This window comes from Dysgonomonas mossii DSM 22836, from assembly GCF_000213575.1.
In the GTDB taxonomy this organism is placed as follows: domain Bacteria; phylum Bacteroidota; class Bacteroidia; order Bacteroidales; family Dysgonomonadaceae; genus Dysgonomonas; species Dysgonomonas mossii.
In genome coordinates, this window is sequence record NZ_GL892009.1 from 44,773 (window position 1) to 70,754 (window position 25,982).

A 25,982-nucleotide genomic window follows, 5' to 3' on the forward strand; every position below is an offset into this window, starting at 1 on the left:
TTATGAATAATACAGAAGTAGTAATTAAGGCTCAAAATATTGGTATTGGTTATGCCAAATCTAAGCATAATAATATTCTTTATAACAACCTGTCGTTCAATTTATATAGAGGAGAACTTGTTTGTCTGATAGGTGCTAACGGTGCCGGAAAATCGACTCTGCTACGAACAATTAGTGCTTCACAGCCAGCACAAGGAGGCGATATACTTTTCGAGAATCAAAGTATTTCATCCTTATCTGAAAAAGAATTATCACAACGACTAGGCCTAGTTTTAACTGATAAAACTTCTGCCGGAGGCTTACTCGTCCGAGAACTTATTGAGCTGGGACGTTATCCTTATACCGGATTTTTTGGTCAATTATCAGAGAATGATAAATCCATTGTTCACAAATCAATGGAAGATGTAGGGATAGCACATAAGGCTAATTCTTATATAGCCGAATTGTCTGATGGCGAGCGACAAAAGGCTATGATAGCCAAAGCTTTATCACAAGAGTGCCCTGTCGTTTTGCTGGATGAACCTACAGCTTTTTTAGATATTGAAAGCCGTATAGAGATTATGAATTTGCTCCATAATCTGGCAATGAATCATAATAAGACAATATTATTGTCAACACATGATATTGATATGGCCTTGCTCCTAGCCGACCGGCTTTGGCTATTATCAAGAGAAAAAGGGTTGACTACGGGAGTAACTGAAGACATCGTATTGTCAGGTACATTAGATGATTTCTTTAAAAGAGACAATGTTGTATTCGACAGATATACAGGTAATTTCTTACCAAAAAGAGCTAATAATAGAAAGGTTTATCTTAGAGCTGAGGGAATATTACACCACTGGACAAAAAACATATTAGAAAGAAACGGATTTTCTTTAACAAAAGATTTGAATGATGCTATATTCCACATTGAAGCTCAATCGTCTGAACAAATAATAGTAGAATATAATACAATAAAAGTTGAAATTAGCAGCTACGAACAACTTGCTTCATTTTTGAGAAAACACAAGACTCTATAATTTCATCTACGTTTTCTTGCCATATCAATACGTAGGAATATAAATAGAAGAATTGTAAATCCCCATAAAGAAGAACCTCCATAGCTAAAGAAAGGCAAAGGGATTCCTATCACAGGGGTTAAGCCTGTTACCATTCCTATATTTATCATCACATGAAAGAGGAAAATACAAGCAACGCAATAGCCATAAACTCTTCCGAAAGTGCTTTTCTGACGCTCTGCCAAATAGAATAAACGTAGAATTAGTGCTAAAAATAATAAAAGGACAAATACCGATCCGGCAAAACCCTGTTCCTCTCCTACTGTGCAGAATATGAAGTCAGTATCTTGCTCGGGAACGTATTTTAATTTAGTCTGAGTACCATTCAAATATCCTTTTCCTAAAAGTCCTCCTGAGCCTATTGCAATCTTAGATTGGTTCACATTATACCCCGCTCCCATTAGGTCATCTTCCATCCCCAAAGTGACTTTTATACGCATCTGCTGGTGGGGCTGCATTACATCTGAAAAAAGGTAATCTATTGAGCTGACAAATATAAGGCTACTGATAGCAAAAACGGCTGTCAGAAAATATACCTTCGACCAATATTTTTTCGCCAAAGCCAAAAGATATACTACAAGTACACCAAGAGCGATTAGTGAAATAATACCAAAGTCAATATCGACATTCAGTAGCGAAATCAAAAATGGAATTCCAAATAACGCAAGCATTCCCAATATAATATTACGAGCTGCTACTTTATCTTGCCTATAACTTACCAGTAATGCGGCACAGATGAGTATTACCAGAATTATAGTAACAAACTCACCTGTAGATATTATCCCCATATCTGTATCCGAATATTTTAGACCAATTACAAAAAATGCAATGGCTGATATTCCCAAGAATAAAATAATTCCGGGTAATCCCTCTCTATATAACATCAAAATAAAGACTGTATATACAAGCGCGGAACCGGTTTCTTTCTGCATGATGATCAACAACATAGGAAGAAGGATGAGACCCGCTACTGTTATCAGATTTTTAGGGGTGAGTAATTTAAAGTTGTAGGTGCTCAGAAGCTTTGCCAAAGCTAATGCTACTGCAAATTTAGCAAACTCGGCAGGCTGTATTTGTACAGAATCGGTTATTTTGAGCCACGATCTAGACCCTCTAATGTCTGTGGATAGAAATATAGTAGCTATAAGAAGTAATATAAAAGCTATATAAATATAATAAGCCAATATATCGTATAAGTTGCTATCCAGCTTTAATATTATGAAACCCAGAACAATCGATGTACCAATCCAAACCAATTGCATACCGGCTCTACCCGATATATCAAACATGCTGGTAGTACTTCCGTATTGATAACTAGCTCCATATATACTGAGCCATCCGCACAATACCATAATCAGATATAATGCGATGGTAAACCAGTCTATACTGCTTTTTATATGCTCATCTTCTCTTCTGTACATTCCTTATTATTGATTATTTTCAGGATTTAATGAAAATGGCTCTATAGATGTTTCATCTCCAGCACCATCAGTATTTGATACCGCTGGCTGAGAAAACTCCTCATACTTCTTATTAGCCCTATTCCAATTAAAAAATGTTTGTGGCAAAATTGTCGTAGTGGCAATTCTCTCTTCAATATATTTATCAGAAGCAGGCACCTCTCCTTTCAGGTACTTTTGAAGCATCAAACGTCCAATAGGAACAGCAAATGTAGCGCCAAATCCTGCATTTTCAACAATAACACAAATAGCCACCTTGGGATTATCTTTAGGTGCGAAACCCATAAATAATGAGTGATCTTTACCATGTGGATTTTCTGCTGTACCAGTCTTACCACAAACTTCAATATCAGGTATATTAGCTCCTCTACATGTACCACCAGTAACAGCGAGAGCCATCCCCTCTACCACATACTCATAATACTCTTTTTTTATTCCGGTATAATGAGGGTGTGTATATATACTGTCTAAAGGCGTATCTTGTATCTGACGCACAACATGTGGCGCATAGTAGAACCCTCTGTTAGATATACTTGCGGCGAAGTTTGCTATTTGCAGAGGGGTAGCTGTTATTTCCCCCTGACCTATTGCTATAGAAATAACATTGGAAGCACTCCAATTCTCCCTTTTAAAAGCTCTGCTATAGAAATTGGCATTAGGAATAAAACCTCTCTTTTCTGAAGGTAAATCTACACCTAAGCGATAACCAAATCCCATATCTACCATATGATCTTTCCAAATATCAAAAGCTTCAACAGTGCTTTTATACTTTTTTCTGTTTCCTAACATTGCCGATAATCCATAACAGAAATATGAATTACAAGAAGTTGCAATAGCAGGAACTAATGACAGTGGTGAACCATGAGGGTGACATTTAGGACGACCGCCTAATGGAGGATACCCTCCTGCACAAGCATATAGCGTATTAGAAGTTATAATGTCTTCTTGCAGGAAAATCAATCCTTGTGTTGGCTTAAAAGTAGATCCGGGAGGATACATTCCTTGTATAGCCCTATTAAATAATGGTTTAAGAGGATTATCTTCCAGTTCTTTATAGCTCTTACTAAAGTTACGTCCCAACAGCATAGAAGGATCATAAGTCGGAGATGTAACCAAACATAATATCTCACCGGTTGAAGGTTCAATCATAACAACACATCCAACTTTATTTTGAAGAAGATACTCCCCGTATGCTTGTAAATCTATATCGACAGAAAGTGTGAGGTTTTTTCCTGATACAGGAGACTTATCAAACTTTCCGTTTTCATATCTACCTTGAATACGTCCATGAGCGTCTCTTAATAAAACCTCAATGCCTTTTTCTCCCCTAAGATAGTTTTCATAAGATGCTTCAAGTCCTGATTTTCCAGCATAATCACCTCTTACATAGTAAGAATCATTCTCCAATTGACTTCTGCTTACTTCTGCTACGTACCCGAGCAACAAGCCTGCATTATGATAGTTATACTGTCGTAATGTCCTATTCTGAATAAAGAAACCGGGAAATTTATATAGTTTTTCTTGCAACAAACCACTCTCTTGAGTTGTAAGTTGAGTCATAAACGTTTGCATTGTATATGACGAATATCCGGGATTCAAACGACGATCTTTTATGTCGTTCATGCGTTTATCAAACTGCTCCCTGGTTATATTCAATGACTTACAAAAGTCGAGGGTATCAAATGGCTGTACCTCACGAGGTATATATACTATATCATACGTAGGTTGGTTATATACAAGTATTCTATCTTTTCTATCAGAAATGACTCCTCGTGCAGGATATAATGTCCTGTTGAAGAATGCATTTCCATCTGCAAAATCCTTATATTCAGGATTAAGTACTTGTAAATTAAAAAGTTGAATTATATATATAAGAATTATGCCACAGGCTATCCCACCCAGTACATATTTTCTTTTAGATAAGTCTAAGATGTTTTTTGCCATGAGTTTTTCTTCTTAAAAGATAAACCTTCAAATGCAAACACCAATAATGATGTGAGTAAAGTAGACAATAGAATTCGTTGCAAAAGTATCTCCAAATTGAAATATGAAAAAGATTCAATCGAGATAAGTACAATGTGGTGAATCAGCGTCAGAAATATAGCATATCTTATAAATGCACCTCCTAATAAAGACAACCTCGGGGTTTGCTCATCATAATCGTCAACCATAAAGAACAACTTCTGCACAGGCCAACGAACAAGCCCCACAAAAGTAGAAGCTGCGGCATTTATTCCCGGCGTATTACAGAAAATATCAATAACAAATCCGATTAAGAAACTTAAAAAGATAACTACACTTTTATTAGAACGGATAGGCAGTTTTATTATAAAATATACATACGCAAAAGGGACTCCATATCCAAGAAATGAAATCCGATTTAGGACCAATACTTGTAATAATACAAGCAGGACAAACATTATTATATACTTTATATTACTGCTCTTGAACATTTTTTATTTTTTGCTCCAATTCTTTCCTCTCATCATCTTTTCCACTCAGTAAAAGAACTCTTTTCAATGATCCAAAATCTGTTGATAATTTGATCTTTAAAGAATAGAAATTATCATTCGTACCGCTTTTATAGTCTTCAATTACACCTACAAATATACCCTCGGGGAAGATATCAGAGAAACCACTCGTTACAATAGTATCACCTTTCTCAACCTTCTCATATTTAGGATATTCAGTAAGGCTTGCGTATCGAGGATCTCCTCCTTCCCAGACTAAAGTTCCTGCAGTATTAGAGTTTAATATCTTGCAACTAAATCTACTATGAGGATTTAATACTGGCTGAACTACAGCGTAATTTAGAGTAGCATCCCTAACAACACCTACTATCCCTTGTTGAGAAACTACACCCATATCAGTCACTACACCATCTTTCTTTCCTTTATTGATTATAATAAAGTTATAAATCTGGGATATAGTGTTATTTTCTACACGAGCTATAATATGCGGCTCTTTTTGCCTAGTGCCCAGAGAGTCGGTAATAAATGCATTTGTCTTTAGAGAGTCATTCTCAAGATCATAAATATAGTCCTTCAATTCTGCAATTTGAGACTGTAAATCCGCATTCTTTAGTAATAACTCCTCATTCTCCGACCTTAGTCCAAAATAAGACAGAACGTTTCCTGAAATAGTATAAACTCTTCCGGTAAACTCGTTGGAAGAGTTAAAAAATACACTCTTCTGGAACGAGTTGCTACTAAATATAAAATAAAAACAGATTATTTCAAGGAAAATAAACACAAACCAATGGCTATTTTTTCTTAAAAAATTGATTAGGTTATGCATTCTCTGTAATTATCTATATTAAAATAGTAATGATTCGCAATTGTTCTGAAATCACGTTTTTTCTTATCTCATCAAGAAGTTAAACTTCTCTATATTCTTTAGTGCTATGCCCGTACCTTTGGCAACAGCATGCAACGGATCTTCTGCTACATGAAATGCTATACCGATTCTATCAGAGAAACGTTTGCTCAAGCCTCTCAGCAATGCACCACCACCTGTAAGGTAAATACCATTGCGAACAATGTCAGCATACAACTCGGGAGGTGTTTGCTCTAAAGCGCTCAAGATAGCCGAATCCATTTTAGATATAGATTTATCAAGACAGTGAGCCATTTCCTGATATGATACCGGAATATCCATAGGCAAAGATGTCATTCTGTTAGGACCATGAACAATAAAGTCTTCGGGCACATCCTCGTCAGGTAATTCTGTCAAAGCAGCACCAACTGCTATTTTAATATTTTCTGCTGTGCGCTCTCCTACTTTGATATTATGTTGACGTCCCATATACTCCTGAATATCTTCAGTAAGGTCATCTCCCGCAATCTTTATTGATTTATTTGACACAATACCTCCAAGAGAAATTACAGCGATTTCTGTTGTACCACCGCCTATATCAACGATCATGTTTCCTTCCGGCGCTTCTACATCAAGGCCAATACCAAGTGCCGCAGCCATCGGCTCATATATCATATAAACATCGCGACCTCCGGCATGTTCTGCAGAGTCTCTGATCGCACGGGTTTCAACCTCAGTACTTCCGGATGGTATACAAATAACAATCCTTAATGACGGAGCAAATAAACGTCCTTTGTTATTGAACATTTTTATCAGTCCGCGAATCATTTGTTCCGCAGCCGTAAAGTCAGCAATCACACCATCTTTCAACGGTCTGATTGTTCTTATGTCCTCATGGGTTTTGCCATGCATCTGTCGGGCTTGTTCTCCAACAGCTATGACTTTCCCGGTTTTACGTTCCAATGCCACTACTGATGGCTGATCGACAACAATCTTGTCGTTATGTATGATGATGGTATTGGCAGTGCCAAGGTCCATCGCAATTTCCTGAGTAAAAGAGAATAATCCCATATTGATGTTATATTTGCTTATTTACAATTACATTTAATGTTTAAAATGACGCACTCCCGTCATAACCATAGATATATTGTGTTCGTTACAATATTCTACTGATAGGTTATCCTTTATAGAACCTCCCGGTTGAACCACAGCTGTAATACCTGCATTCCCTGCAATCTCGACACAGTCGGGAAAAGGGAAAAAAGCATCAGAAGCCATTACAGCACCATCAAGCTTAAAGCCAAACGCATCTGCTTTCTCTATAGCTTGCTTGAGAGCGTCAACACGAGAAGTCTGTCCTGTACCACCTGCACAAAGTTGCTTATTTTTAACCAGAATAATAGCATTCGACTTCGTATGTTTCACAAGCTTATTGGCAAATAGCAAATCTTCAGCTTCGGTTCCTTGCAATGGTCTATTTGTTACAAGTTTCAAATCTTCAGCAGCCTGTATACTTAGGTCTTTATCCTGAACCAAGACTCCATTCAGCAATGAACGGAATTGCTTAGTTCCTTCTAAAGGTTGTTTTTGAACCAGAATAATACGATTTTTCTTTTGCTCTAGTATTTCTAAAGCGTCTTTATCATATTCGGGAGCAATTACAATCTCAAAGAAGATGGTATTTATTTCTTCAGCAGCTACCTTATCTATTTTTCTATTGCTTATTATAATTCCACCGAAAGCGGAAACAGGATCTCCAGCCAATGCATCTTTCCATGCTTCAACTACTGTTTCTCTCGAAGCTATACCACAAGCATTATTATGTTTTAATATGGCTACAGTGGTTTCGTCAAACTCACTGATCAAACTTATTGCGGCTTCGATATCTAACAAGTTATTATAAGATATTTCACGTCCGTGCAATTGATCGAACATAGCGCTGAAATCTCCGTAAAAAGTTCCTTTCTGATGCGGATTTTCTCCATATCTGAGGTGCATTGCATCATCTTCTGCGTGGCGAAATGCCGATCCTTCATAATTATCCATGTAATTAAAGATCGCTGTATCGTATGAAGATGATACGGAGAACGCTTCTTTTGCAAAAAATTTACGATCTGTTAGATCCGACTTCCCTTCTTTTTCTTCCAAAAGACTCATCAAAGGTGCATATTGATTCTTTGAAGCTACAATTACTACATCTTTAAAGTTTTTTGCAGCGGCGCGAATCAATGATATGCCTCCAATATCTATTTTTTCAACTATGTCTTGTTCTCCTGCTCCTGAAGCAACAGTTTCTTCAAAAGGATATAAATCTACAATAACTAAATCAATCTCTTGTATATCGTATGCTTTTATTTGCTTCATATCTTCCGAAAGCTCTCTACGACAGAGTATACCTCCGAATATTTTAGGGTGCAATGTTTTAACTCGTCCTCCCAAAATAGAAGGGTATCCTGTTACATCTTCTACAGCATCACAAGCGAAGCCTAGCGACTCTATAAAATTTCTGGTTCCCCCTGTCGACACAAAGCGAACTCCCAGATTATCTAACTTTCTCAAAATTTCATCTAAGCCATCTTTATGATAAACTGAGACTAATGCGGTTCTAATTTTTTTCTCTAGAGACATGGTGTGTTAATATCCTTTTTTAGGGATACAAAGTTAAAAAAACTATTAGTATTACTTACCCTTTTTAGTATAATTTTTGAAGAATACATTTTGTTACATAAATCAACAAAATTTCAATATTGCGTTCACATTTTTTATATATTTACAAACAAATCTTAATTTACCTACTTAGCTTGTTAATAATGAAATTTGTCGTAATTGTAATCTTATATGTAATACCTCTTTTTGCTGTATCTCAAGATTTCAGAAGTGAATATATAAAGTATAAAACTTATAACCAAATCAGAGGTGACAAATTGATAAGAACGGATTCCGTTATACTACAAATCAACGAACGGATGGGCGATCATGATGCTGAGATACTTATCAACTACAGCAAAGGCGATAAAGTTTCTGTGGGAGATGCCTGGATAGAAGATACGCAGGGCAATATTGTAAGAAAATTAAAGAATAAAGAAATAACCGACAGAAGCTCTATTTCAAATATTTCTTTATACGAAGATGATTTTGTTAAAACTTTTGAACTGAAACACAATCAATATCCTTACAGAATTGTCTATTCGTTCAAAGTAATTTATTCTAAGTTTCTTAGTCTTGCCTCTCTCAATTATACAAATTCACGGACACCTATAATCTCAGGAGAACTTATCGCTGAAGCACCAATAGATCTGCCTATTACATTTAAACAAAGAAACACTGATCCTCCAGTTATAGATACTATAAACAATAATATCAGATATGTTTGGAAATATAATTATAGACCTCTTAAAACAAAAGAACTAAACGCTTCACCAAACAATACCGAAGCTCCCATAATACAGGCTGCTCCTATTAATTTCAAATATGGAGTAGAGGGCAACAAAGAGAATTGGAAATCTTTTGGAAACTGGGTATATAGATTAAATAGAGGCAGAGGTATCCTACCCGCACCAGAGCAAGCAAAGATAAACTCGTTACTCTCAGGCGTAACAGATGATAAAGAAAAGGCAAAAATCTTATATAAATATCTACAGGATTATACTCGCTACATAAACGTTAGCATCAATATAGGAGGAATGCAAACATATCCGGCCAGCTATGTTTGTACCAACAAATATGGAGATTGCAAAGCTCTGACCAACTACATGCAGGCAATGCTCAAATATGCCGGAATAAAATCATATTACACATTAATATTTGCAGGAGGACAAATCGTTGACGTAGATACGACTTTTCCCTCTCAAGTATTCAATCATGCTATTCTTACAATTCCTTTTGAAAAAGATACGGTTTACCTTGAGTGTACTTCAAAAAATACGCCATTCGGATACATGGGGACATTTACTCAAGCTCGCAAAGCTTTAATTATTGATGAGAATGACAGCCATTTTGTAAACATTCCACCTTTAAATCCAAACGATGTATTATGCAGCCGTTCGATTCTTGTTGATCTCAAAACGTCTAACATAAAACTTACGTCAACAGCTAGAGGCGACAATTATGAAAGTTTAATCTATCTGGCTTCCGATATTAATAAAAATACGATTGATAAATATATACGAAATACTATTTTGACAGGTTCATACGATCTCATTAATTTCAATTTAGACAAGGCAGCCTCTGACAATCCTTCTATAAAGCTGAATGCTGAGTGTCAGTTTCATAATTTATTAAAAAAATATGGGGACAACTTAATTATTGAGCCTTTTGCAATAGAAATCCCCTCTTATGAGGCTCCTGATCTACGAAAAAGTGACCTCCAACTAGACTACCCAAGTTTTTATAAAGATACTATTTGTTATTCTTTACCTGATGAGACAAAAGTAAAATTGCCGGAAGATTTAAATATGGAATCTGCTTATGGAAAATACTCTATAAGTTATAAACAAAGAAACAATGAAGTTTATATATACAAGTCGATACTGATTTCAGCCGGAAGATACAACCTTATTGAATATAAAGATTTCTATGATTTTATAACCACGGTAAAGAATAATGAACTAAAAAAAATATACCTACAGTACATATGAAAAAGACAATTACAGCTTCTATCCTATTTATAATATTTATTATAAACGGATACTCTCAGGTCAACTATTCGCAAGAATTCGGAAAAGTCACACAGTACGAAATGTCAATGTCACAGTATGAGCAAGACAAAGATGCCGAAGCTGTGGTTATATATGATTTGGGTGATTATTATTTCAGACCAGACGAAACTCGAGGCTTCTTGTTATCGATGGAACGTAAAGTAAAAATTAAAATACTGAAACAAGCAGGTACAAAATACGCAAACTTCGAAATACCTTACTATTCTGAAAATAGAGAATGGGAGTCTATCGAAAAAATTGAAGCCACAACATACAACATGGAAGGAGGACAATTAACAAAAACAATTCTCGATCCTAAAAATATATACGAAGAAAAAGTTAGCAATACACTAAGTATAAAAAAAGTAGTATTAGCTGATGTCCGCGAAGGTTCAGTAATCGAATACAAATATCTAATTACGACTCCTTACTTTTTTAACATGAGAAAATGGGATTTTCAAAAGAAAATCCCTGTCGTTTACAGCAAGCTAAAGTACAGAGCTATACCATACTATGAGTATACATATATACTAAGAAGAATAAATAAATTTGACGAATATAAAGCAACACCACTTAATGAGGATATTCGCTTTGGTAATTTAGTTTATAAAGAGATGCAATATGAGTTTGGATTAAAGAACCTTCCCGCATTTAAAGACGAAGAATATATCACTTCCGAACAAGATTATTTGATAAGTCTTTACTTCCAGCTATCTAAAATATATTATCCAAGAGGAGGTAGCAAAGAAATCATGACTACCTGGCCTGCTATGTGTGATGATTTCTTGAAAGATAATGATTTTGGAAAATACATAAAGAATAGTGAAAAAGAAGGTAAAAAAATATTGCCCACTTTAGATATCGCAAGTAAAACTCCTCTGGAACAAGTGGAGGCCATAACTAAATATGTAAAAGATAAATACAATTGGAATGGAAATTATGGCAAACTCAGTGAATATAGTGTTTCCGATTTTATGAAAAAACAAACCGGGAACGTTGCTAATATAAACCTATTTCTGACCGGACTACTCCGTTCTGCAGGACTAGAAGCATATCCTATAATATTAAGTACGAGGAAGAACGGATCAATAAGTTTATCTCATCCTTTTCAACAGTTCTTTAATTATACAATAGTACTAGTGAAAATTGGAGAAAGCACATATTACCTGGACGCCACAGAACCATTACTTTTCTATAGTGACCTACCTGAACGCTGCCTTAATGTAAATGGGCTGGTAGTGAAACCTAAATCCGAAGAATGGGTTAGTATCCGACAAAAAGAACTTTCCATTTCACAAAAAAATTTCATTCTAGATATTATTCCGGTAGAAAACAAAATGAACGTAAAAGCAAGATTTGCCGGGAAAGGACAAAAAGCATATAATTATCGTTCAACATATCTAGGGAAAGTAGAAAATTTGCAAAAAGAATTAAAAAGTAACAACAATATTGATATAAAAGGTAATATCAATATCGATGAAAATGATGAATTAGACAAACCTTTTGTTTTCTCTTTCGCATTTGATGCTTCTATCGAAAATTTATCGGATAAATTATTTATTCATCCATTTTGCAACCTATCCATCAGCGATAACCCTTTTAAGCAAACCAAGCGGACATTACCTGTTGATATGATATACATGCAAAGTGATTTTTATCGATCTGAAATAAATATTCCGAAGGGATACAAGATTAATTATTTACCATCACCTTATAATGTAGACGATATCCTGATCTCAATACAATATACAGTGCAAAAAGAGAATAATAAAATAATAATAAATGCAGGATATACGCTCAAACAGAATATATATCAGCCTCAAAACTATATCAGCCTCAAGATGTCTTTTGCTGAAGCAATAAAAAGGTTCTCTGAGATGGTTGTTCTTGAGAAAGAGTAACTCTTCAGAATATATATAAAACGAATAATATAGTATCTATTTTTAATAAGGGAGCAGAAGGAGTTAATCTTTCTGCTCCTTTATTAAAAATACTATATTAACGTATCAATTATACCAATACTAGATAATCATCATTGCACACAATTGAATCAGACACCATAGAAAAAAAACAATAACATTCTAATAAACAACAATATACATCACAAACAAAAAGATGTATGATACTAATAAATAATATTTATATATAAACAATTCAAAAAGATACAATAAAGTCCTATTTTTTTTATTCTTTTGTTGCTGTTTTTAAATAAGAAGTATAAAAGGGTCGGTTTTTATTGGAAAGTGAATCTTAATAATGTATATTGAGAAATTATCTATGTGTGCATAGTATTCCCCTTTCCCTCAACATGGTATAGTTAATTGTAGATAAACCGTATTAAAACTGGAGGAATTTTTATTTGGCTTTTGTTAGGGCATATCTCGACCAATTATGAGTAATAACAAGCTTATATTTTAAACTATATCAACAATGTAGCCATTATCTGGTAAAAAATCAGAGGAAATTATCACTTTCCATCTATCATCCTCCTTCTATAGTTATTAATATTATAAAAACAAAGAAATCCTTATTTTTTTCAAAGTCAATATTTGCATCATAAAACTCATAAAACAACGATAAATGCATTTTAAGCAATACAAACAGACAAAACACGAATTAGGATTATATAAATAATACAATATGGTTTTAAAATTAAGAATAATAGGATTTTAGAAAAAAAAATATGTATAATACTCAAAAAATGAAACTACACATCATTAAGCAATCTGTATTTTTGCAATTAGACAAAAGAATACACTTTAATTAGTCACAAACATTTAAGTCTTAACTCAACTTAGGCATTGAGATTATAAAAAACACACTTTTTCTTTTGATAAAATACTAAATACTAATATTATAGAGGAAATAAAATGAATAATTTAGATTTTAATAATGTGAGGGAGACAAAAATAGATAACACAGTTCATAAAAAACTAATTAATGCCATCAGAACAGTAATTGTAGAAAAAGAAACACTAACTAAATCAGATAAAGAAAAAGTAGCTTCAGTTCTTGCAGATATCCTCTGCCTTGGAAAAGAGTCGGTCTATAGAAGGCTTCGAGGAGAAGTACGCTTTTCTTTTGACGAAGTAGCATTGATTGCCAAGACCTTATCCTTCTCAGTTGACAATATTGTTGGATCCCAAATAAATGAGAAAGCTATTTTTGAGATTAATTTAATAGATGCAAACCAAATAAACAGTGCATATACTAAAACATTGGAGAATGATATCAAGATTATCAAGAATATAAACAAAACTAGAGATTCAGTGTTAAAGTGTGCTTTTAGCAACCTACCTTATCTATTTTATCTACATCATCAAAACTTATCAAAGCTCAGACTTTTTAAATACGCTTATCAAATTAAGAAAAGTCAACCACTACCATTCAAAGACTTTATTATTGATAAGGAGGTTTTTAACACCCAAAAGATATTAACCTCGGAATTAAAAAAAATAAGACATTCGAGCGTCATCATCAGCCATGATATATTCTCGTCTATCATTAGAGAAATCAATTATTTCTACAATCTCAATTTGCTAGATGAACATGATTTAATCTCTTTAAAAGATGAATTAAACGATTTGTTAAACGAATTATATACATATACCGTATCAGGACAATATGCAAACGAAGCCGACCTCTTTCTTTATTTATCGAATGTGAATATTGAATCATCGTATGTACTACTTGAAGGTAATGGTATCTCTCTAGCACATCTCGCTATCTATGGAATCAGTGGCATGAACTCTCAGAATAAAAACATTAAAAATGTTCATAATGAATGGATTGAATCATTAAAAAGATACTCTACACTTATTACTTTTGGTGGAGAAATTCAAAGGCACAATTTTTTTAAAGAACAAAAAAATATTATTAATTCTATACATCCTTAATTCCACATTTTATCTATACGAAAAGAGAATCAGCGACAATATAAATCAATAACCTAATATTCGGTTTAAAGTTAACTAGACACACCTTGCACAGAATCTACACATAATAGTGCAAGGTGTTTTTATATACACATATCAATACCTATCCGTCACCATACAAGTAATACATTAATATACAAGAACTAATTTAAAATAACACAGCAAAAAGGCCATTCAAATAAATAGAGAAGACTTGACTTTGTGATATTTTTTTCTTCAGCAAAACTAAGGCTTCACTTTATCTAAATTATCTATAAAATAAATAAAAATACATATATGTATTAAAGAATTATAAAATGCATTTACGTACGCATTAATATATTTAAACAACATTTTTTGCATTTTAATAAACACGCAACATCTCATTATGCTATAATAACCAACAAATACATGGAAATTAGAAACTAAAAAAAGCAATATTATACAAAAATGTACATGAAATAAAGTTATATAAGTAGATATTTGCACAAAGCAAAATAACATAAACAGCCTTTTAATTATTTAATTTTCAATAATTTTTTTCTATATATTATGAAATACAAATAAATAGTGGCTACAAATAATAGAATAAAATATTAAGAATATGCGCAAATTTTATATTAGGTACGGTTTAAATACAAACTGTAAAGATAAATAAGGCTTTAACAATAAAAGAATAGAGTTAATTGATTTTATTTTTTATAAAATTACAGGAAATGCCTTTCGAGTTTACTAACAAAACACTGGTCATTATATATCTCAAAAAAATGAATATTTATCAACAATTAAGAAGTGCCTGTTTAGCCTTTTTGATTTTTTTTAGCTTTTCTACTGTTGCAAAAAGTCAGGAAATCGCTATAAAAACAAATCTAGCTTATTGGGCAACAACAACGCCTAACTTAGGGCTCGAAGTTGGTTTAAGTAAAAAGAGTACGCTAGAAATTGGCGGAGGATTAAATGTATTCTCTTTTTCCGATAATAAGAATTTTAAACATTGGCTTGTTCAACCCGAATACCGTTGGTGGTTTTGTGAATCATTTAACGGACATTTCTTAGGAGTACACGCGCATGCTTCTCAATTCAATGTCGGAGGCTGGGATATTCCTATCGGACGTCTAGATGCTCTTAAAGATAAAAGGTACGAAGGTTATCTGTACGGAGGCGGTATCAGTTATGGTTATCAATGGGTGCTCAGTAACCGTTGGAATTTTGAATTCAATATTGGAGCCGGTTATGCTCGTATTCACTATGATGAATATCCATGCGAAGAATGCGGTACAAAGCTCGATGAAGGAAATTATAATTACTGGGGAGTAACCAAGCTAGGCCTATCTTTTATTTATTTCTTAAAATAAAGATTCATGAAAAGAACAATAATCTTAAAAATATATTTGTTTGTATCGTTGGCGGGATTTATAATACCTGTACACTCACAAACACAATCTGAAAAAGTAAAAGTATCCGGGGAGCACTTTATTAAACAAGATAATAAAGTAGCCATTAAAATGGATGTCATTCTGGATGAAATACATGTAAATAGAAATGACATGGTTATTTTAACTCCAATACTTAAATCGAATCAAAACAAACTGGATAGCCTAAGTCTCCCTCCGGTAGTTGTAGCAGGAGGCTTACGAAATAAAATATTGAATCGTAACAGCACATTTGGAAAAGATCTTCCTTTTAGTACTGAGCCTAATGCTATTATAAAAAGGAATAATAATACAGCTCAAACTGTAGATTATAATATATCTGTGCCTTACAGAGCATGGATGGACGATGCTTCCATATCGATATTAAAAACTACCTCTGGTTGTGCTAATTGTTATACCGTATCAGACGATCAGCTAATAGCACAAAACATACTACCAAAAAGAGATCTAGCATCTTATCAACTTTCGTTTATTGTACCTGAAGTAGAGGTAAAAGCTCGAAAAGACCGACATACTGCAACATTTAATTATATTGTCGATCGTTATGAGCTACTTCGTGATTTCGGAAACAATCAGAGTGAGTTCGATCAAGTAGACAGAGTTATTGGCGAAATACAAAACAATAATGATCTACAGATAACTGAATTTAGTATCGCAGGATATGCTTCTCCCGAAGGCGGATTTGAGCATAACAAAGTATTATCAGAAAACAGGGCTAATTCTTTTGCCGACTATCTTGTTACAAAATTTGGTATCACCCGCAATAAATTTACTGTAGAGGGCTTTGGCGAAGATTGGGCAGGGTTGAAAAATGCTGTTTCTGCATCTAATTTATCTGATAAGCAAGCTATTTTAGACATAATAGATAAGACCTCAAATTCTGATGCTCGCGATGCAAAATTAAAGAAGCTATCGAATGGAGAAACTTACCGTACATTATTGAGTAACTATTATCCGCCATTGCGCCGCACAGAATATGCTATTGCTTATGTTGTTCGTCCATTTAATGTTGAAGAAGCGAGGCAGATTATTAAAACAAACCCAAAACTGCTTAGTCTGAATGAAATGTACTTGGTGGCTGACAGCTATCCGACTAGCAGCAAAGAATTTAGAGAAGTATTTGATATTGCAGTAAGATTGTATCCTGAAAGTGATATCGCTATAATGAACTCTGCCGCCGCAGACATTGAAGGCAAAAACCTAGATGCAGCAATTTACCGTCTAAATAAAATAGAACGTAATCCCAAAGCATGGAATAACCTAGGTGTAGCCCATATATTAAAAGGAAATACAGAAAAAGCTTTAGATTATTTTGCAAAAGCAGCCGATAGTGGCAGCATCGATGGAAAGAAGAATCTTGAAACACTAAAAAAAGCAATCAATATCAAATAAATATAAGCAAAATACATAATTGTAAAATTTCAGAAAGTAAAACATGACGTAATAATTTAAAAAGAATGAAAAAAACAAAACTATTCTTAATAGCTGTACTAGTCCTAGGGCTTGCTTTTACAGCCTGTAGCGATGATAACAATTTAAATTCACCTACAGAACAAGAGGCTACTACAAATGTTAGTATCACTCTTAGCATGTCTTCGAATACAAGAAAAAGTTTACCGGACGACTATCGTTTGATTGGAGAATGGGCCGGAAGAGATGACATTACCAAAGTCGCTATTTATCTTATTGACGGTGCTTCTGTAACTGCTCAGTCTTTTAATGTAGGAACTGATTATAAAAAAGAAGTAGTAAGTGGACAAGTGACTCTAGTTCCTCAAGAATCGGCTGCTATTAAAACAACTGCCGGTGTTAAAAAAGTTTATGTATTAATAAATGGAACAACAGAGGTTGAAAATGCTTTGGCTAAAACACCTGTTGCTGAATTCGAGAATGCATACGCTCAAGCGGCCTTGTATATAGCTAATTCAGGTACAAGTACAACAGTAAGTACTTCTGCCGAAAAATTAGCTGTAAAAAATGGAACAACAGACGAAAAAATTCTTATGACATGTGTTGAGCCTAAAACAATCGATGTCATTAACAATGTATCTGCTGCTGAAACTACTGCCGCTACATCTCCTAAAAACCGTGTTAGCCTAGTGGTAGAAAGAACTGTTGGACGTGTTATGGTATCCACACAAGGACTAACTTATAATGTTCCAGCAGGAAACGGATCGACTATCTTAGGTACAATCTCCGAAATCAAATGGGTATTGGCACAAGGAGAAAGTTCTCTTTATCTTCAACGTAAAGCTGATTTTGCAACACCTAATTTTGGATGGGTACCAACCACCGATGCACAATATTGGGGTACCGAAATTACAGGTTCTAGTTCGAAGTATGATTACTCAGGTTTGTTCGAAGAATATGATCCAACAACTCAGTTTGGAGGAACTAGTGTTGCTACGATGAGTGACTATGCAACAAATCCATCATCAGCCATAACTGATGAATTAGAAGCTAGTTTATCGGGTAAATTTATCCTACCAAACACTCACGCTTATGGAGCAGGAAATGATTCCGGTTACAAGAAAGGTAACACTGCATATGTTCTTATCAGGGCTAAATTCACTCCTTCTGCTGCGGCTTTTGCTGACGGAGAAACTTATACAGCAGGTGAAGATTTCTTCGTAGGAGCGAATGGTAAATTTTATGTGAGCGCTGCAAATGCAGTAACACCAAGCAAAGGTGGTGTAATCGGACAAACTGTAGCAAGATATGTAAAAGGCAAGGTATTGTATTATGCATGGGTTAATCCTGATAATATTCCTACATGGTATAATTCCCCGGTTGTAAGAAATAATGTATATCATATCCATATTACAGGATTTAAAAATTTAGGAACTAACTGGAATCCATTATTCCCTGAAGATCCGAATAATCCAAAAGGAGAACCGGTAGATCCATCAAATCCGAATGGTCCTAAAAAGCCATTGAATCCGGATCCTAAACCAAGCGTACCAGGTGTAGACGAACCGGAAAATCCAGTAGACCCAACTGACCCGTTGACTACTCCTGAAACATGGATGAGTGTAGATGTTACTGTATTACCGTGGAAACTTCATTCTTACAGTATTGATCTGGGAATCTGATTTATAGAAAATTTATAATTCTAATTATATCTGGGGGAAGTAAGGATTCCTTTTTCCCCCAGTCTTTTAAAACATCAATTATATACAAAATGCAACAAATGAAGAATTTGCGAATTAAGATATTGATGACCGCGTTAACATTAAGCGCAATTTTTTGGGGGTGCGATTCTCTTATTTATGACGACTTAGCAGACTGTCCCCAAGGTGTGTATGTGAAGTTTTTTTCAATGACACCTTGTGCTGTAGATTCAACGTTCATAGGTGAAGCATCATCACTCACAGTGTTTGCGTTTGATGAAGAGGGTAAACTTGTAACGTCAGTAAGCAAGCAGAATGTAACTCTTAACCGCGATTTTGAAGTGCTTGTTCCTGTTTCGAACGGAAACTTCTCATTTATTGCATGGACAGGAGTAAACGAAAACTTTACAAGAAGCACTTTCTCATCAGGCATTACAACTAAAAAAGATGTAATGTTAGCAATTAAGTCATCAGAAAGCAAAGCGGTCAGTTTAAGTAATACTGAACGCATTTGGCAAGGTGAAAGTCCTACGGTATTTTTGCCCGATCCTGAAAAAAGTGGATCATTATATAAGCATACTAAAATCAATTTGCGCGAGTTAACGAATCGTGTTAAAGTGATTGTCGAATTTGATGCAACAATCACAGAGTTGAAACCTCAAGATTTAGCTGTGGCTGTTTCATCTGCAAATGGAACTATAAATATAGATGGTTCTATGCCATACAATTCCCCTATAATATATTATCCTCTGCAAAATACTGTTTACACAAATAATAGTGTAACATGGAATTTCTCTATGTTGGAGCTTGTAACCGGATATCGTAATAATTTAACTATCAATTATCCTAAAACAGGTCAGCAAGTATTTAACGGTGACCTTATAGGTAGTATTTTGATGAATACTGTTAATGGAGGAATTAATCTGAATTGTGAAAACGATTTTACAATAAAATTTGTACTTAAAGATTACTGTGCAGAATGCGGAACAAATTTCAGTTGCGCAATCTATGTAAATAACTGGCTTGTACATAGCTATAGCACAGATTTATAATTATAAAGCATTCTTTGCTTTAATAATCTATATGATTATGACAAGATTATACTTAATATATATATCACTTTTAGGACTTTCTTTATCATTTGCAGGTTGTGATTCTCTAATTTATGATGATCAAAAAAAACCGCAATCCGAGCCGGTAGTTTATCTCTCGGTAACTAAAGCTCAGGCAGAAGGATTAGAGACTTTGAATGCAGATGATATAGAGTATGAAGACCGGGTTCATGACTTGGCTATGCTAGTCTTCGATTCATCTAGCGGTACAAAGGTGGGCGAATACTTTGATGAAAATATTCCTCTTTCAGAAAAAGATAAGTCTTTTATTGTACAATTGAATCCGGGACCGGGCCAACGTGATTTTTATTTTGTAGCCAATATGCCTATCGCAGCCTTAAAAAGCATAACCACGCGGTCTGCCATGGAATCATATATAAATACCTTTAGAGATTTAGACACAGACTTATATCTAAATGCTACTGAAACGAAAGGATTTCCAATGTCTCGAATATATAAGAATCAGACTATTACTCAAGGTGGAAATATTTACTCACCCCTACCCTTTCGTCCTAATGGCGAAGACAGAGTAAATCTTATTCGGGTATTGGCAAAACTTGAGGTAAAAATAGACGGTTCTACAACTAATTTGGGCGTAAAAAATATATATTATAAAAATGCTTACCGACAGTTTAGTTTACAGTCTCCATTAACACCAATCGTACCGATTTTTTACGAAGATAAACCTTTAAAAAAGGTAGATAACTCCTTTATATATTACATGCCCGAGGCTCTGATGTCAGCTCCTAGCTGGTCTGCAAGCTCTCATAAGCCTGTCAATTACTTTGTTATTGAAACATTGAACGGAACGCTATACGAAATTCCGATCATAACGTATGACGGTACCATAGCTGAGAGTGATTATTTGTCTTTTGCCACAGGAAATCAAACAGAAAAACCAGATTATAATATTTACCGCAATCGTCATTATTTTTTTAGTATAAAAAAATTACAAACAATCGAGATCATTTATAGTATAGACCCATGGAAGATTAAGCAAAGTGCAACTTATATGGGATATGGCTACAATGTAGGAATTGATGAGGACGGAAAAATAACAATAAGTAATACAATAGAAGCTTGTGCTCCACATGATATTGTACTAAAGACAGTTGCACCGTTCAAATTTTCGGATGATACGACCGAAAAATCGTTTAATAATTTTGACCCTACTGCATCTGTAGAATATGACCTAAGCTCTATTCCTAACGTAGGAGACGGATCGTACCTTCAGGTATATTACAACGATGCATTGGTAAAAACTTTTAGCAAATAAGAGATAAAGACTATGAAAAAAATAATATATGTAACATTCTTTCTGAGCCTTTTCTTTGTTGCTTGTTCAAAAGAAGAGACCCCGGAACCAGGCTTCGATAACAACAATATAGAATTGTCATTAAGTATAAATAATTACATTAAAAATATAACGAAAGCCGAAAGTAATGGAACGGAAGAAGAGCAGACTGTAAATGATTTATATGTATTCCTTTTCCCTACTACAGGTTCTCAGACCTTAATTAAATATTATATTTCAGGAGTGACATTTACCGGAGGCTCTTGGAATAGCAGCACTAAGAAAGTCTCATTGAATCTTACACAGGCTGAAGCTGGTAATAGAAATGTATACATAATAGCAAACTGCTCTACAATTAAAACAAACCTTGATGGAGTATCAGCGATAGAAGACCTACAGGCTATTTGGCAAACAGTAAATAATCCATGGTCTGCGAACATTACACCCCCATTGTTAATGTCTGGGAATAAGACTCATGATTTCAATACGAACTATCAACTCAATAATGTATCGTTAGTTAGGGCTCTAGCAAAAGTTCAACTGAATGTAAAACTTTCTGCACAGCATTATAGTATTCCTGTAGTAGACAGCAAAGCTCAATATAGTTACAAATACATTGATTTCGATAAAAATACGTATGTATTTAAACCATCTACAAAAACAGATAATCTCGTAAGTTCTAACGACTGGACAGCTTGGAGTGCAACGGGTTCAGTTTCATCCTATACTTTAGATCAAGGAAATGTTACAAACTTGACATTAACCACTTATATAAATGAAAGAGATAATGCAAGTAGTGCCATAGAGATAAAATTACCATATCAGGCTACGGGCGCATTACCTCCTCCTGAATTTGGTGATGAAACATATAAATTGTTACTGCCATCCAAGATTGAGCGTAATCACTGGTATGTATATGATGTGGAAATTTAAAATATAATAATATTCTCTAGCCCTTTATTAAAAACTTCAGAGTATAATGATTGTAAAATATCAAGAATATGAATAACTTTTATAGCCGCCTAATAGTCGGAATATTATTAATAATTACAAGTGAATTCATTTTTATACCGCAAGCAAAAGCCCAGTTTACAATTACTGAGAACTTTAAGAGCGGTAGTGTGAGTAGCAAAATTACACTTGGGGGAAACCCTACATCAATACTTACTTCAGGTATATATGATCCAATAAATGATGGTTGGTTACGGCTAACATCAGATAACAATGATCAAAGAGGGTTTGCTTATATTAATACCACCTTTCCATCTTCAATTGGAGCATATATTGAATTTGAATATAAAACTTGGCGTAGTAAAGCTGACAACACTTATTTTGGAGCCGATGGTATCTGTGTGTTTCTATTCGATGCTACTCAGACTTTTTCTATCGGAGCTTTTGGCGGATCATTGGGATATGCCAACAGAGTAAGTGGATCAACTACTGAAACTGGTCTTTCGGGAGGTTATATCGGTATAGGATTAGATGAGTATGGCAACTTTGTACGAAATAGTGAAGGAAAAAATGGTGGAACTGCTGATCTAGCTCCTAACTCGATAGCACTTCGTGGGCCTCAAAAAAACTCAAAACCATATAGATACCTAACACATACTCAACTTCAAACAAATAGTTCTAGTAATACTAATTCAATTGATTATAATACAGTAACCTCTACACGGCCAACAAACAGTCAATTTTATAGAAAAGTCAAGATATATATTGAACCGATAGGTACTATATCTGTCCCAAAATACAGAATTAGAGTCCTTTGGACAACAACACCTAATGGAACTGACACTCAGCATATTTCTTATGAGACAACAGATCCTATTCCTGCCTTGCTAAAACTAGGATTCGGAGCTTCCACTGGTGGAGGTTTTAATTATCACGAAATCAGAAATTTATACATAACAACACCAGGTAATGTACGCATAAATAAAGAAGTAGATAAACCAAATGTTATAATTGGAGATGATTTAACTTATACATTAACTGTAACCAACGAGACTCCTGCACCATTAACAAATCTAGTATTAAATGATACTATTAAAGATGGGAATGGAAATGCTTTAAGCCTCTCCGATTTTGAAATTTCGAGTATTACTTTTAATAATAAAGGAAACTCAGGCAATACCGCTAGCGGTTTCACTAGTGGTGTAGCTAAAACTTCGGGCTTTACAAATCCATTTTCTACTACTTTAGCAATGGCTCCAAACAGTACTGTATTCTTTACGGTTGTAGGAAAAGCCAAAAAGATGCCAGCTGGAGGGATTGTAAAAAATTCAGTAGAAATAGATCCTACGGGAAGTGGAATTAGTGACACAGACTTAACAAATAATTATGCCACAGTCAACACAACTATTCTCAACCCTAATGTTGACCTTAAAATAGAAAAAGGGGTTAACAACAACGGTATTGCTCGATTAAGCGGAAATACTTACACTATAACTGTTAGTAATGTGAGTTCCACAAATAAACCTTCCAGTGAAAGAGTTACTGTTACAGATAATATCCCAGCCGGACTCAATGTAACTAGTTATACAGCACCAGGATGGACTGTTTCTAACACTGGTAATAACTATACGTTCACCCGTACAGATGCTCTAGCATCAGTTTATGCTTATCCATCAATTGTATTAAATGTAACACCAACAGGTACAGGCCCTTGGGTAAATACTGCTAATCTGAGTTACACTTACGATACGGATACTAGCAATAATAGTAGCAGTGTAAGTTTAAGATGGTTGAATTATTGGCGAGGGAATATTGATACAGATTGGGCTAAAGATGCAAACTGGACAGCCAATTATGTTCCTATGTCGGGAGAAAACATTGAATTTGCAACAGTTTCCAACAACGGACCTTCAGGTAATGGAAATGGTGCGGGTGCAGCTGTTAATGATCTGTATTTAGACAAAGACCGAATTATTGGCGATCTTACCAATAACTCGGATATGAGTCTCGTAGTAACGACTCAAAATCAATTGACGATAAACGGAACTGTCAACGACAATAACTTTGATAAAGGAACTATCATCGTCAAAACATCTCCGGATGAAGCTACAGGCACACTTATTTTCACCAATCCTGCAACGAACTTAGCTGTAAATGCAAATGTCGAGTTCTATAACAAAGCATACGAATGTTCAACTTGCGGATACTATAAAAGACAGTGGCAATATTTCGGGATACCTGTTAATAGCTCTGAATTTCCTTCTACCGGACTAGAAACTGTAAACCAATGGGTAGAGCCTTACAGTGGAGACAAATGGCGTCCTGCACCATATAACCCGGATACTCAATTAAAAGCATTCAAGGGTTATGAGATGACAAATAGTGCGACTTCTTTACCTGACAAAATATATAATTTCACAGGTACACTAAATGTAGGTGATGCGATTGTCCCATTAACAAAAACATTGAATGTAAATTATTCTGGTATGAATCTGATCGGTAACTCGTACACAGCAGCAATTCCGATTTCAACAGATGCAATTACTTTTGGCACCGGACTATTGGAAGAAGAAACAGTATACTTATTCAATACCGGAACACGTGACCAATGGCGTAAGCTAAACGGATCTACTGCTACAGGTATTAGCGGAGGACAATACCAAGCTGTACCATTCAGCTTGGCAGGTCAGGCAACTTTACCTGATAGGATCTTATCGATGCACACATTCATGTTGAATGCTAAAACATCCGGTTCTATAACATTAAAATACGCTAAATTAGGAAAGAACGAATTGATTAATCAATCAGCATGGCGTTCATTAAAAAGTAGTAGTAGCGAAGCTTATCCTCATATTATTATGGACGTAATAGGTGATTCATCAGCCGACCGCGTATGGTTGTTCGAGAATCCGGCAACTACAAACGGGTTTGATAATGGTTGGGATGGATACAAGTTACTAGAAAATGGTTTGACTCAGGTTTACGTATCAGGTACAAACAAAGAGAAGTTTCAAATAGCAACAGTACCACAGATAACGGGTACAACCTTTGATGTGAAAACTTCAATAAATGAAAACTATACATTAAACTTATCTGTTACTCCGGATATAGAAAATCGTAAGCTATACCTTCGAGATTTAACAACAGGGCACATCTACCCTATTGTTAATAATGGAGAATATGCGATTAATGGAAAAAGTAGTTTAGATAAAAATCGCTTCGATATTGTTTCCAGCAACTCTGTACTAACTGACGATGATGAAGGTTCATCATTAATCAATATTACGGTAAACAACAATGTTATCGTAGTAACAAATATGTCTGAAGTAGATTGTCTGGCTATTGTATACGATCTGAACGGTAAAAAAATATTCAGTAAAAACGTTAAGAAATATAGCTTCGAAAGCTTCACAGACGCCTACTTTATTCAAAACAGCGTTTATATAGTTAAAGTAGCAGATAATAAACAAACAGTAAAAAAGACTAGCAGGATATTTATGAAATAAAAGCTAGAGTTATAGTTCTGATTAAAACGGAAAATAAAGAAAGAGACATTCTTAAAATATACTATCAACCAAGATAGTAGTGTAGTTTTGTAAAAGTTTTTGAGAACCTATGAGTCGTGAGATTCGTAGGTT

At 34.6% G+C, this 25,982-nt stretch carries 17 protein-coding genes; 11 read left to right on the forward strand and 6 right to left on the reverse strand.

Translation table 11 applies throughout. The features are described from left to right. The first annotated feature begins 2 nt into the window (after positions 1–2). On the forward strand, positions 3–1,019 hold the full coding sequence (locus HMPREF9456_RS12945; RefSeq protein WP_006843987.1) for an ABC transporter ATP-binding protein: 1,017 nt from the start codon (positions 3–5) through the stop codon (positions 1,017–1,019). Between the two features lie 2 nt (positions 1,020–1,021). Here HMPREF9456_RS12945 and rodA read toward each other — a convergent pair whose 3' ends face one another. The 6 genes from rodA to purH form a co-directional block, all read right to left on the reverse strand. Continuing rightward, complete coding sequence (rodA, locus tag HMPREF9456_RS12950; protein ID WP_006843988.1) at positions 1,022–2,479, reverse strand: rod shape-determining protein RodA; 1,458 nt, start codon at positions 2,477–2,479, stop codon at positions 1,022–1,024. A gap of 6 nt (positions 2,480–2,485) precedes the next feature. Further along, entirely contained in the window at positions 2,486–4,462 is a 1,977-nt protein-coding gene (gene mrdA / locus HMPREF9456_RS12955) for a penicillin-binding protein 2 (protein ID WP_006843989.1), read from the reverse strand. Next, positions 4,444–4,938, reverse strand: coding sequence for a rod shape-determining protein MreD (gene mreD, locus HMPREF9456_RS12960; protein ID WP_006843990.1), 495 nt, complete (start codon positions 4,936–4,938; stop codon positions 4,444–4,446). Before mreD ends, mrdA begins: the two co-directional genes overlap by 19 nt. 16 nt (positions 4,939–4,954) lie before the next feature. Then, positions 4,955–5,815 (reverse strand): rod shape-determining protein MreC, encoded by an 861-nt coding sequence (gene mreC, locus HMPREF9456_RS12965; protein WP_006843991.1) that lies wholly within the window; start codon positions 5,813–5,815, stop codon positions 4,955–4,957. 63 nt (positions 5,816–5,878) lie between these two features. After that, a complete protein-coding gene (locus tag HMPREF9456_RS12970) occupies positions 5,879–6,904 on the reverse strand; it encodes a rod shape-determining protein (RefSeq protein WP_006843992.1) in 1,026 nt (341 codons plus the stop codon). Positions 6,905–6,937: 33 nt separating this feature from the next. Then, positions 6,938–8,461 (reverse strand): bifunctional phosphoribosylaminoimidazolecarboxamide formyltransferase/IMP cyclohydrolase, encoded by a 1,524-nt coding sequence (gene purH / locus HMPREF9456_RS12975; protein ID WP_006843993.1) that lies wholly within the window; start codon positions 8,459–8,461, stop codon positions 6,938–6,940. Between the two features lie 182 nt (positions 8,462–8,643). Between purH and HMPREF9456_RS12980 the strand changes: the two genes are divergently transcribed. The 10 genes from HMPREF9456_RS12980 (at position 8,644) to HMPREF9456_RS13025 (ending at position 25,850) form a co-directional block, all read left to right on the forward strand. After that, positions 8,644–10,470 (forward strand): DUF3857 domain-containing protein, encoded by a 1,827-nt coding sequence (locus tag HMPREF9456_RS12980; protein WP_006843994.1) that lies wholly within the window; start codon positions 8,644–8,646, stop codon positions 10,468–10,470. Then, a complete protein-coding gene (locus HMPREF9456_RS12985; protein WP_006843995.1) occupies positions 10,467–12,431 on the forward strand; it encodes a transglutaminase family protein in 1,965 nt (654 codons plus the stop codon). The genes HMPREF9456_RS12980 and HMPREF9456_RS12985 overlap by 4 nt, the downstream gene beginning before the upstream one ends. Before the next feature lie 969 nt (positions 12,432–13,400). Further along, positions 13,401–14,426, forward strand: a complete 1,026-nt coding sequence (locus HMPREF9456_RS12990; RefSeq protein WP_006843996.1) for a helix-turn-helix domain-containing protein — start codon at positions 13,401–13,403, stop codon at positions 14,424–14,426. A 785-nt stretch (positions 14,427–15,211) separates the two neighbouring features. Further along, the gene (locus tag HMPREF9456_RS12995; protein WP_245531023.1) at positions 15,212–15,799 is read left to right on the forward strand and encodes a DUF3575 domain-containing protein; all 588 of its coding nucleotides are present in this window, start codon (positions 15,212–15,214) and stop codon (positions 15,797–15,799) included. Positions 15,800–15,805: 6 nt separating this feature from the next. Beyond that, a complete protein-coding gene (locus HMPREF9456_RS13000) occupies positions 15,806–17,269 on the forward strand; it encodes a DUF3868 domain-containing protein (RefSeq protein ID WP_006843999.1) in 1,464 nt (487 codons plus the stop codon). A gap of 65 nt (positions 17,270–17,334) precedes the next feature. Next, a complete protein-coding gene (locus HMPREF9456_RS13005; protein ID WP_006844000.1) occupies positions 17,335–18,969 on the forward strand; it encodes an Mfa1 family fimbria major subunit in 1,635 nt (544 codons plus the stop codon). A 98-nt stretch (positions 18,970–19,067) separates the two neighbouring features. After that, positions 19,068–20,039, forward strand: a complete 972-nt coding sequence (locus HMPREF9456_RS13010) for a FimB/Mfa2 family fimbrial subunit (protein ID WP_006844001.1) — start codon at positions 19,068–19,070, stop codon at positions 20,037–20,039. A 37-nt stretch (positions 20,040–20,076) separates the two neighbouring features. Further along, positions 20,077–21,375, forward strand: a complete 1,299-nt coding sequence (locus HMPREF9456_RS13015; protein ID WP_006844002.1) for a fimbrial protein — start codon at positions 20,077–20,079, stop codon at positions 21,373–21,375. A gap of 12 nt (positions 21,376–21,387) precedes the next feature. After that, positions 21,388–22,326 carry a fimbrial protein gene (locus HMPREF9456_RS13020; RefSeq protein ID WP_006844003.1) on the forward strand — a complete coding sequence of 313 codons (939 nt, stop codon included), beginning with the start codon at positions 21,388–21,390 and terminating at the stop codon, positions 22,324–22,326. A gap of 68 nt (positions 22,327–22,394) precedes the next feature. Beyond that, positions 22,395–25,850, forward strand: coding sequence for a DUF11 domain-containing protein (locus HMPREF9456_RS13025; protein WP_006844004.1), 3,456 nt, complete (start codon positions 22,395–22,397; stop codon positions 25,848–25,850). Positions 25,851–25,982: the final 132 nt, after the last annotated feature.

Bases quoted from the DNA above. Each gene is read 5' to 3' on its own strand.
- HMPREF9456_RS12945 (WP_006843987.1), top strand. From the start codon at position 3: ATGAATAATACAGAAGTAGTAATTAAGGCTCAAAATATTGGTATTGGT.
- rodA (WP_006843988.1), bottom strand. From the start codon at position 2,479: ATGTACAGAAGAGAAGATGAGCATATAAAAAGCAGTATAGACTGGTTT.
- mrdA (WP_006843989.1), bottom strand. From the start codon at position 4,462: ATGGCAAAAAACATCTTAGACTTATCTAAAAGAAAATATGTACTGGGT.
- mreD (WP_006843990.1), bottom strand. From the start codon at position 4,938: ATGTTTGTCCTGCTTGTATTATTACAAGTATTGGTCCTAAATCGGATT.
- mreC (WP_006843991.1), bottom strand. From the start codon at position 5,815: ATGCATAACCTAATCAATTTTTTAAGAAAAAATAGCCATTGGTTTGTG.
- HMPREF9456_RS12970 (WP_006843992.1), bottom strand. From the start codon at position 6,904: ATGGGATTATTCTCTTTTACTCAGGAAATTGCGATGGACCTTGGCACT.
- purH (WP_006843993.1), bottom strand. From the start codon at position 8,461: ATGTCTCTAGAGAAAAAAATTAGAACCGCATTAGTCTCAGTTTATCAT.
- HMPREF9456_RS12980 (WP_006843994.1), top strand. From the start codon at position 8,644: ATGAAATTTGTCGTAATTGTAATCTTATATGTAATACCTCTTTTTGCT.
- HMPREF9456_RS12985 (WP_006843995.1), top strand. From the start codon at position 10,467: ATGAAAAAGACAATTACAGCTTCTATCCTATTTATAATATTTATTATA.
- HMPREF9456_RS12990 (WP_006843996.1), top strand. From the start codon at position 13,401: ATGAATAATTTAGATTTTAATAATGTGAGGGAGACAAAAATAGATAAC.
- HMPREF9456_RS12995 (WP_245531023.1), top strand. From the start codon at position 15,212: ATGAATATTTATCAACAATTAAGAAGTGCCTGTTTAGCCTTTTTGATT.
- HMPREF9456_RS13000 (WP_006843999.1), top strand. From the start codon at position 15,806: ATGAAAAGAACAATAATCTTAAAAATATATTTGTTTGTATCGTTGGCG.
- HMPREF9456_RS13005 (WP_006844000.1), top strand. From the start codon at position 17,335: ATGAAAAAAACAAAACTATTCTTAATAGCTGTACTAGTCCTAGGGCTT.
- HMPREF9456_RS13010 (WP_006844001.1), top strand. From the start codon at position 19,068: ATGAAGAATTTGCGAATTAAGATATTGATGACCGCGTTAACATTAAGC.
- HMPREF9456_RS13015 (WP_006844002.1), top strand. From the start codon at position 20,077: ATGACAAGATTATACTTAATATATATATCACTTTTAGGACTTTCTTTA.
- HMPREF9456_RS13020 (WP_006844003.1), top strand. From the start codon at position 21,388: ATGAAAAAAATAATATATGTAACATTCTTTCTGAGCCTTTTCTTTGTT.
- HMPREF9456_RS13025 (WP_006844004.1), top strand. From the start codon at position 22,395: ATGAATAACTTTTATAGCCGCCTAATAGTCGGAATATTATTAATAATT.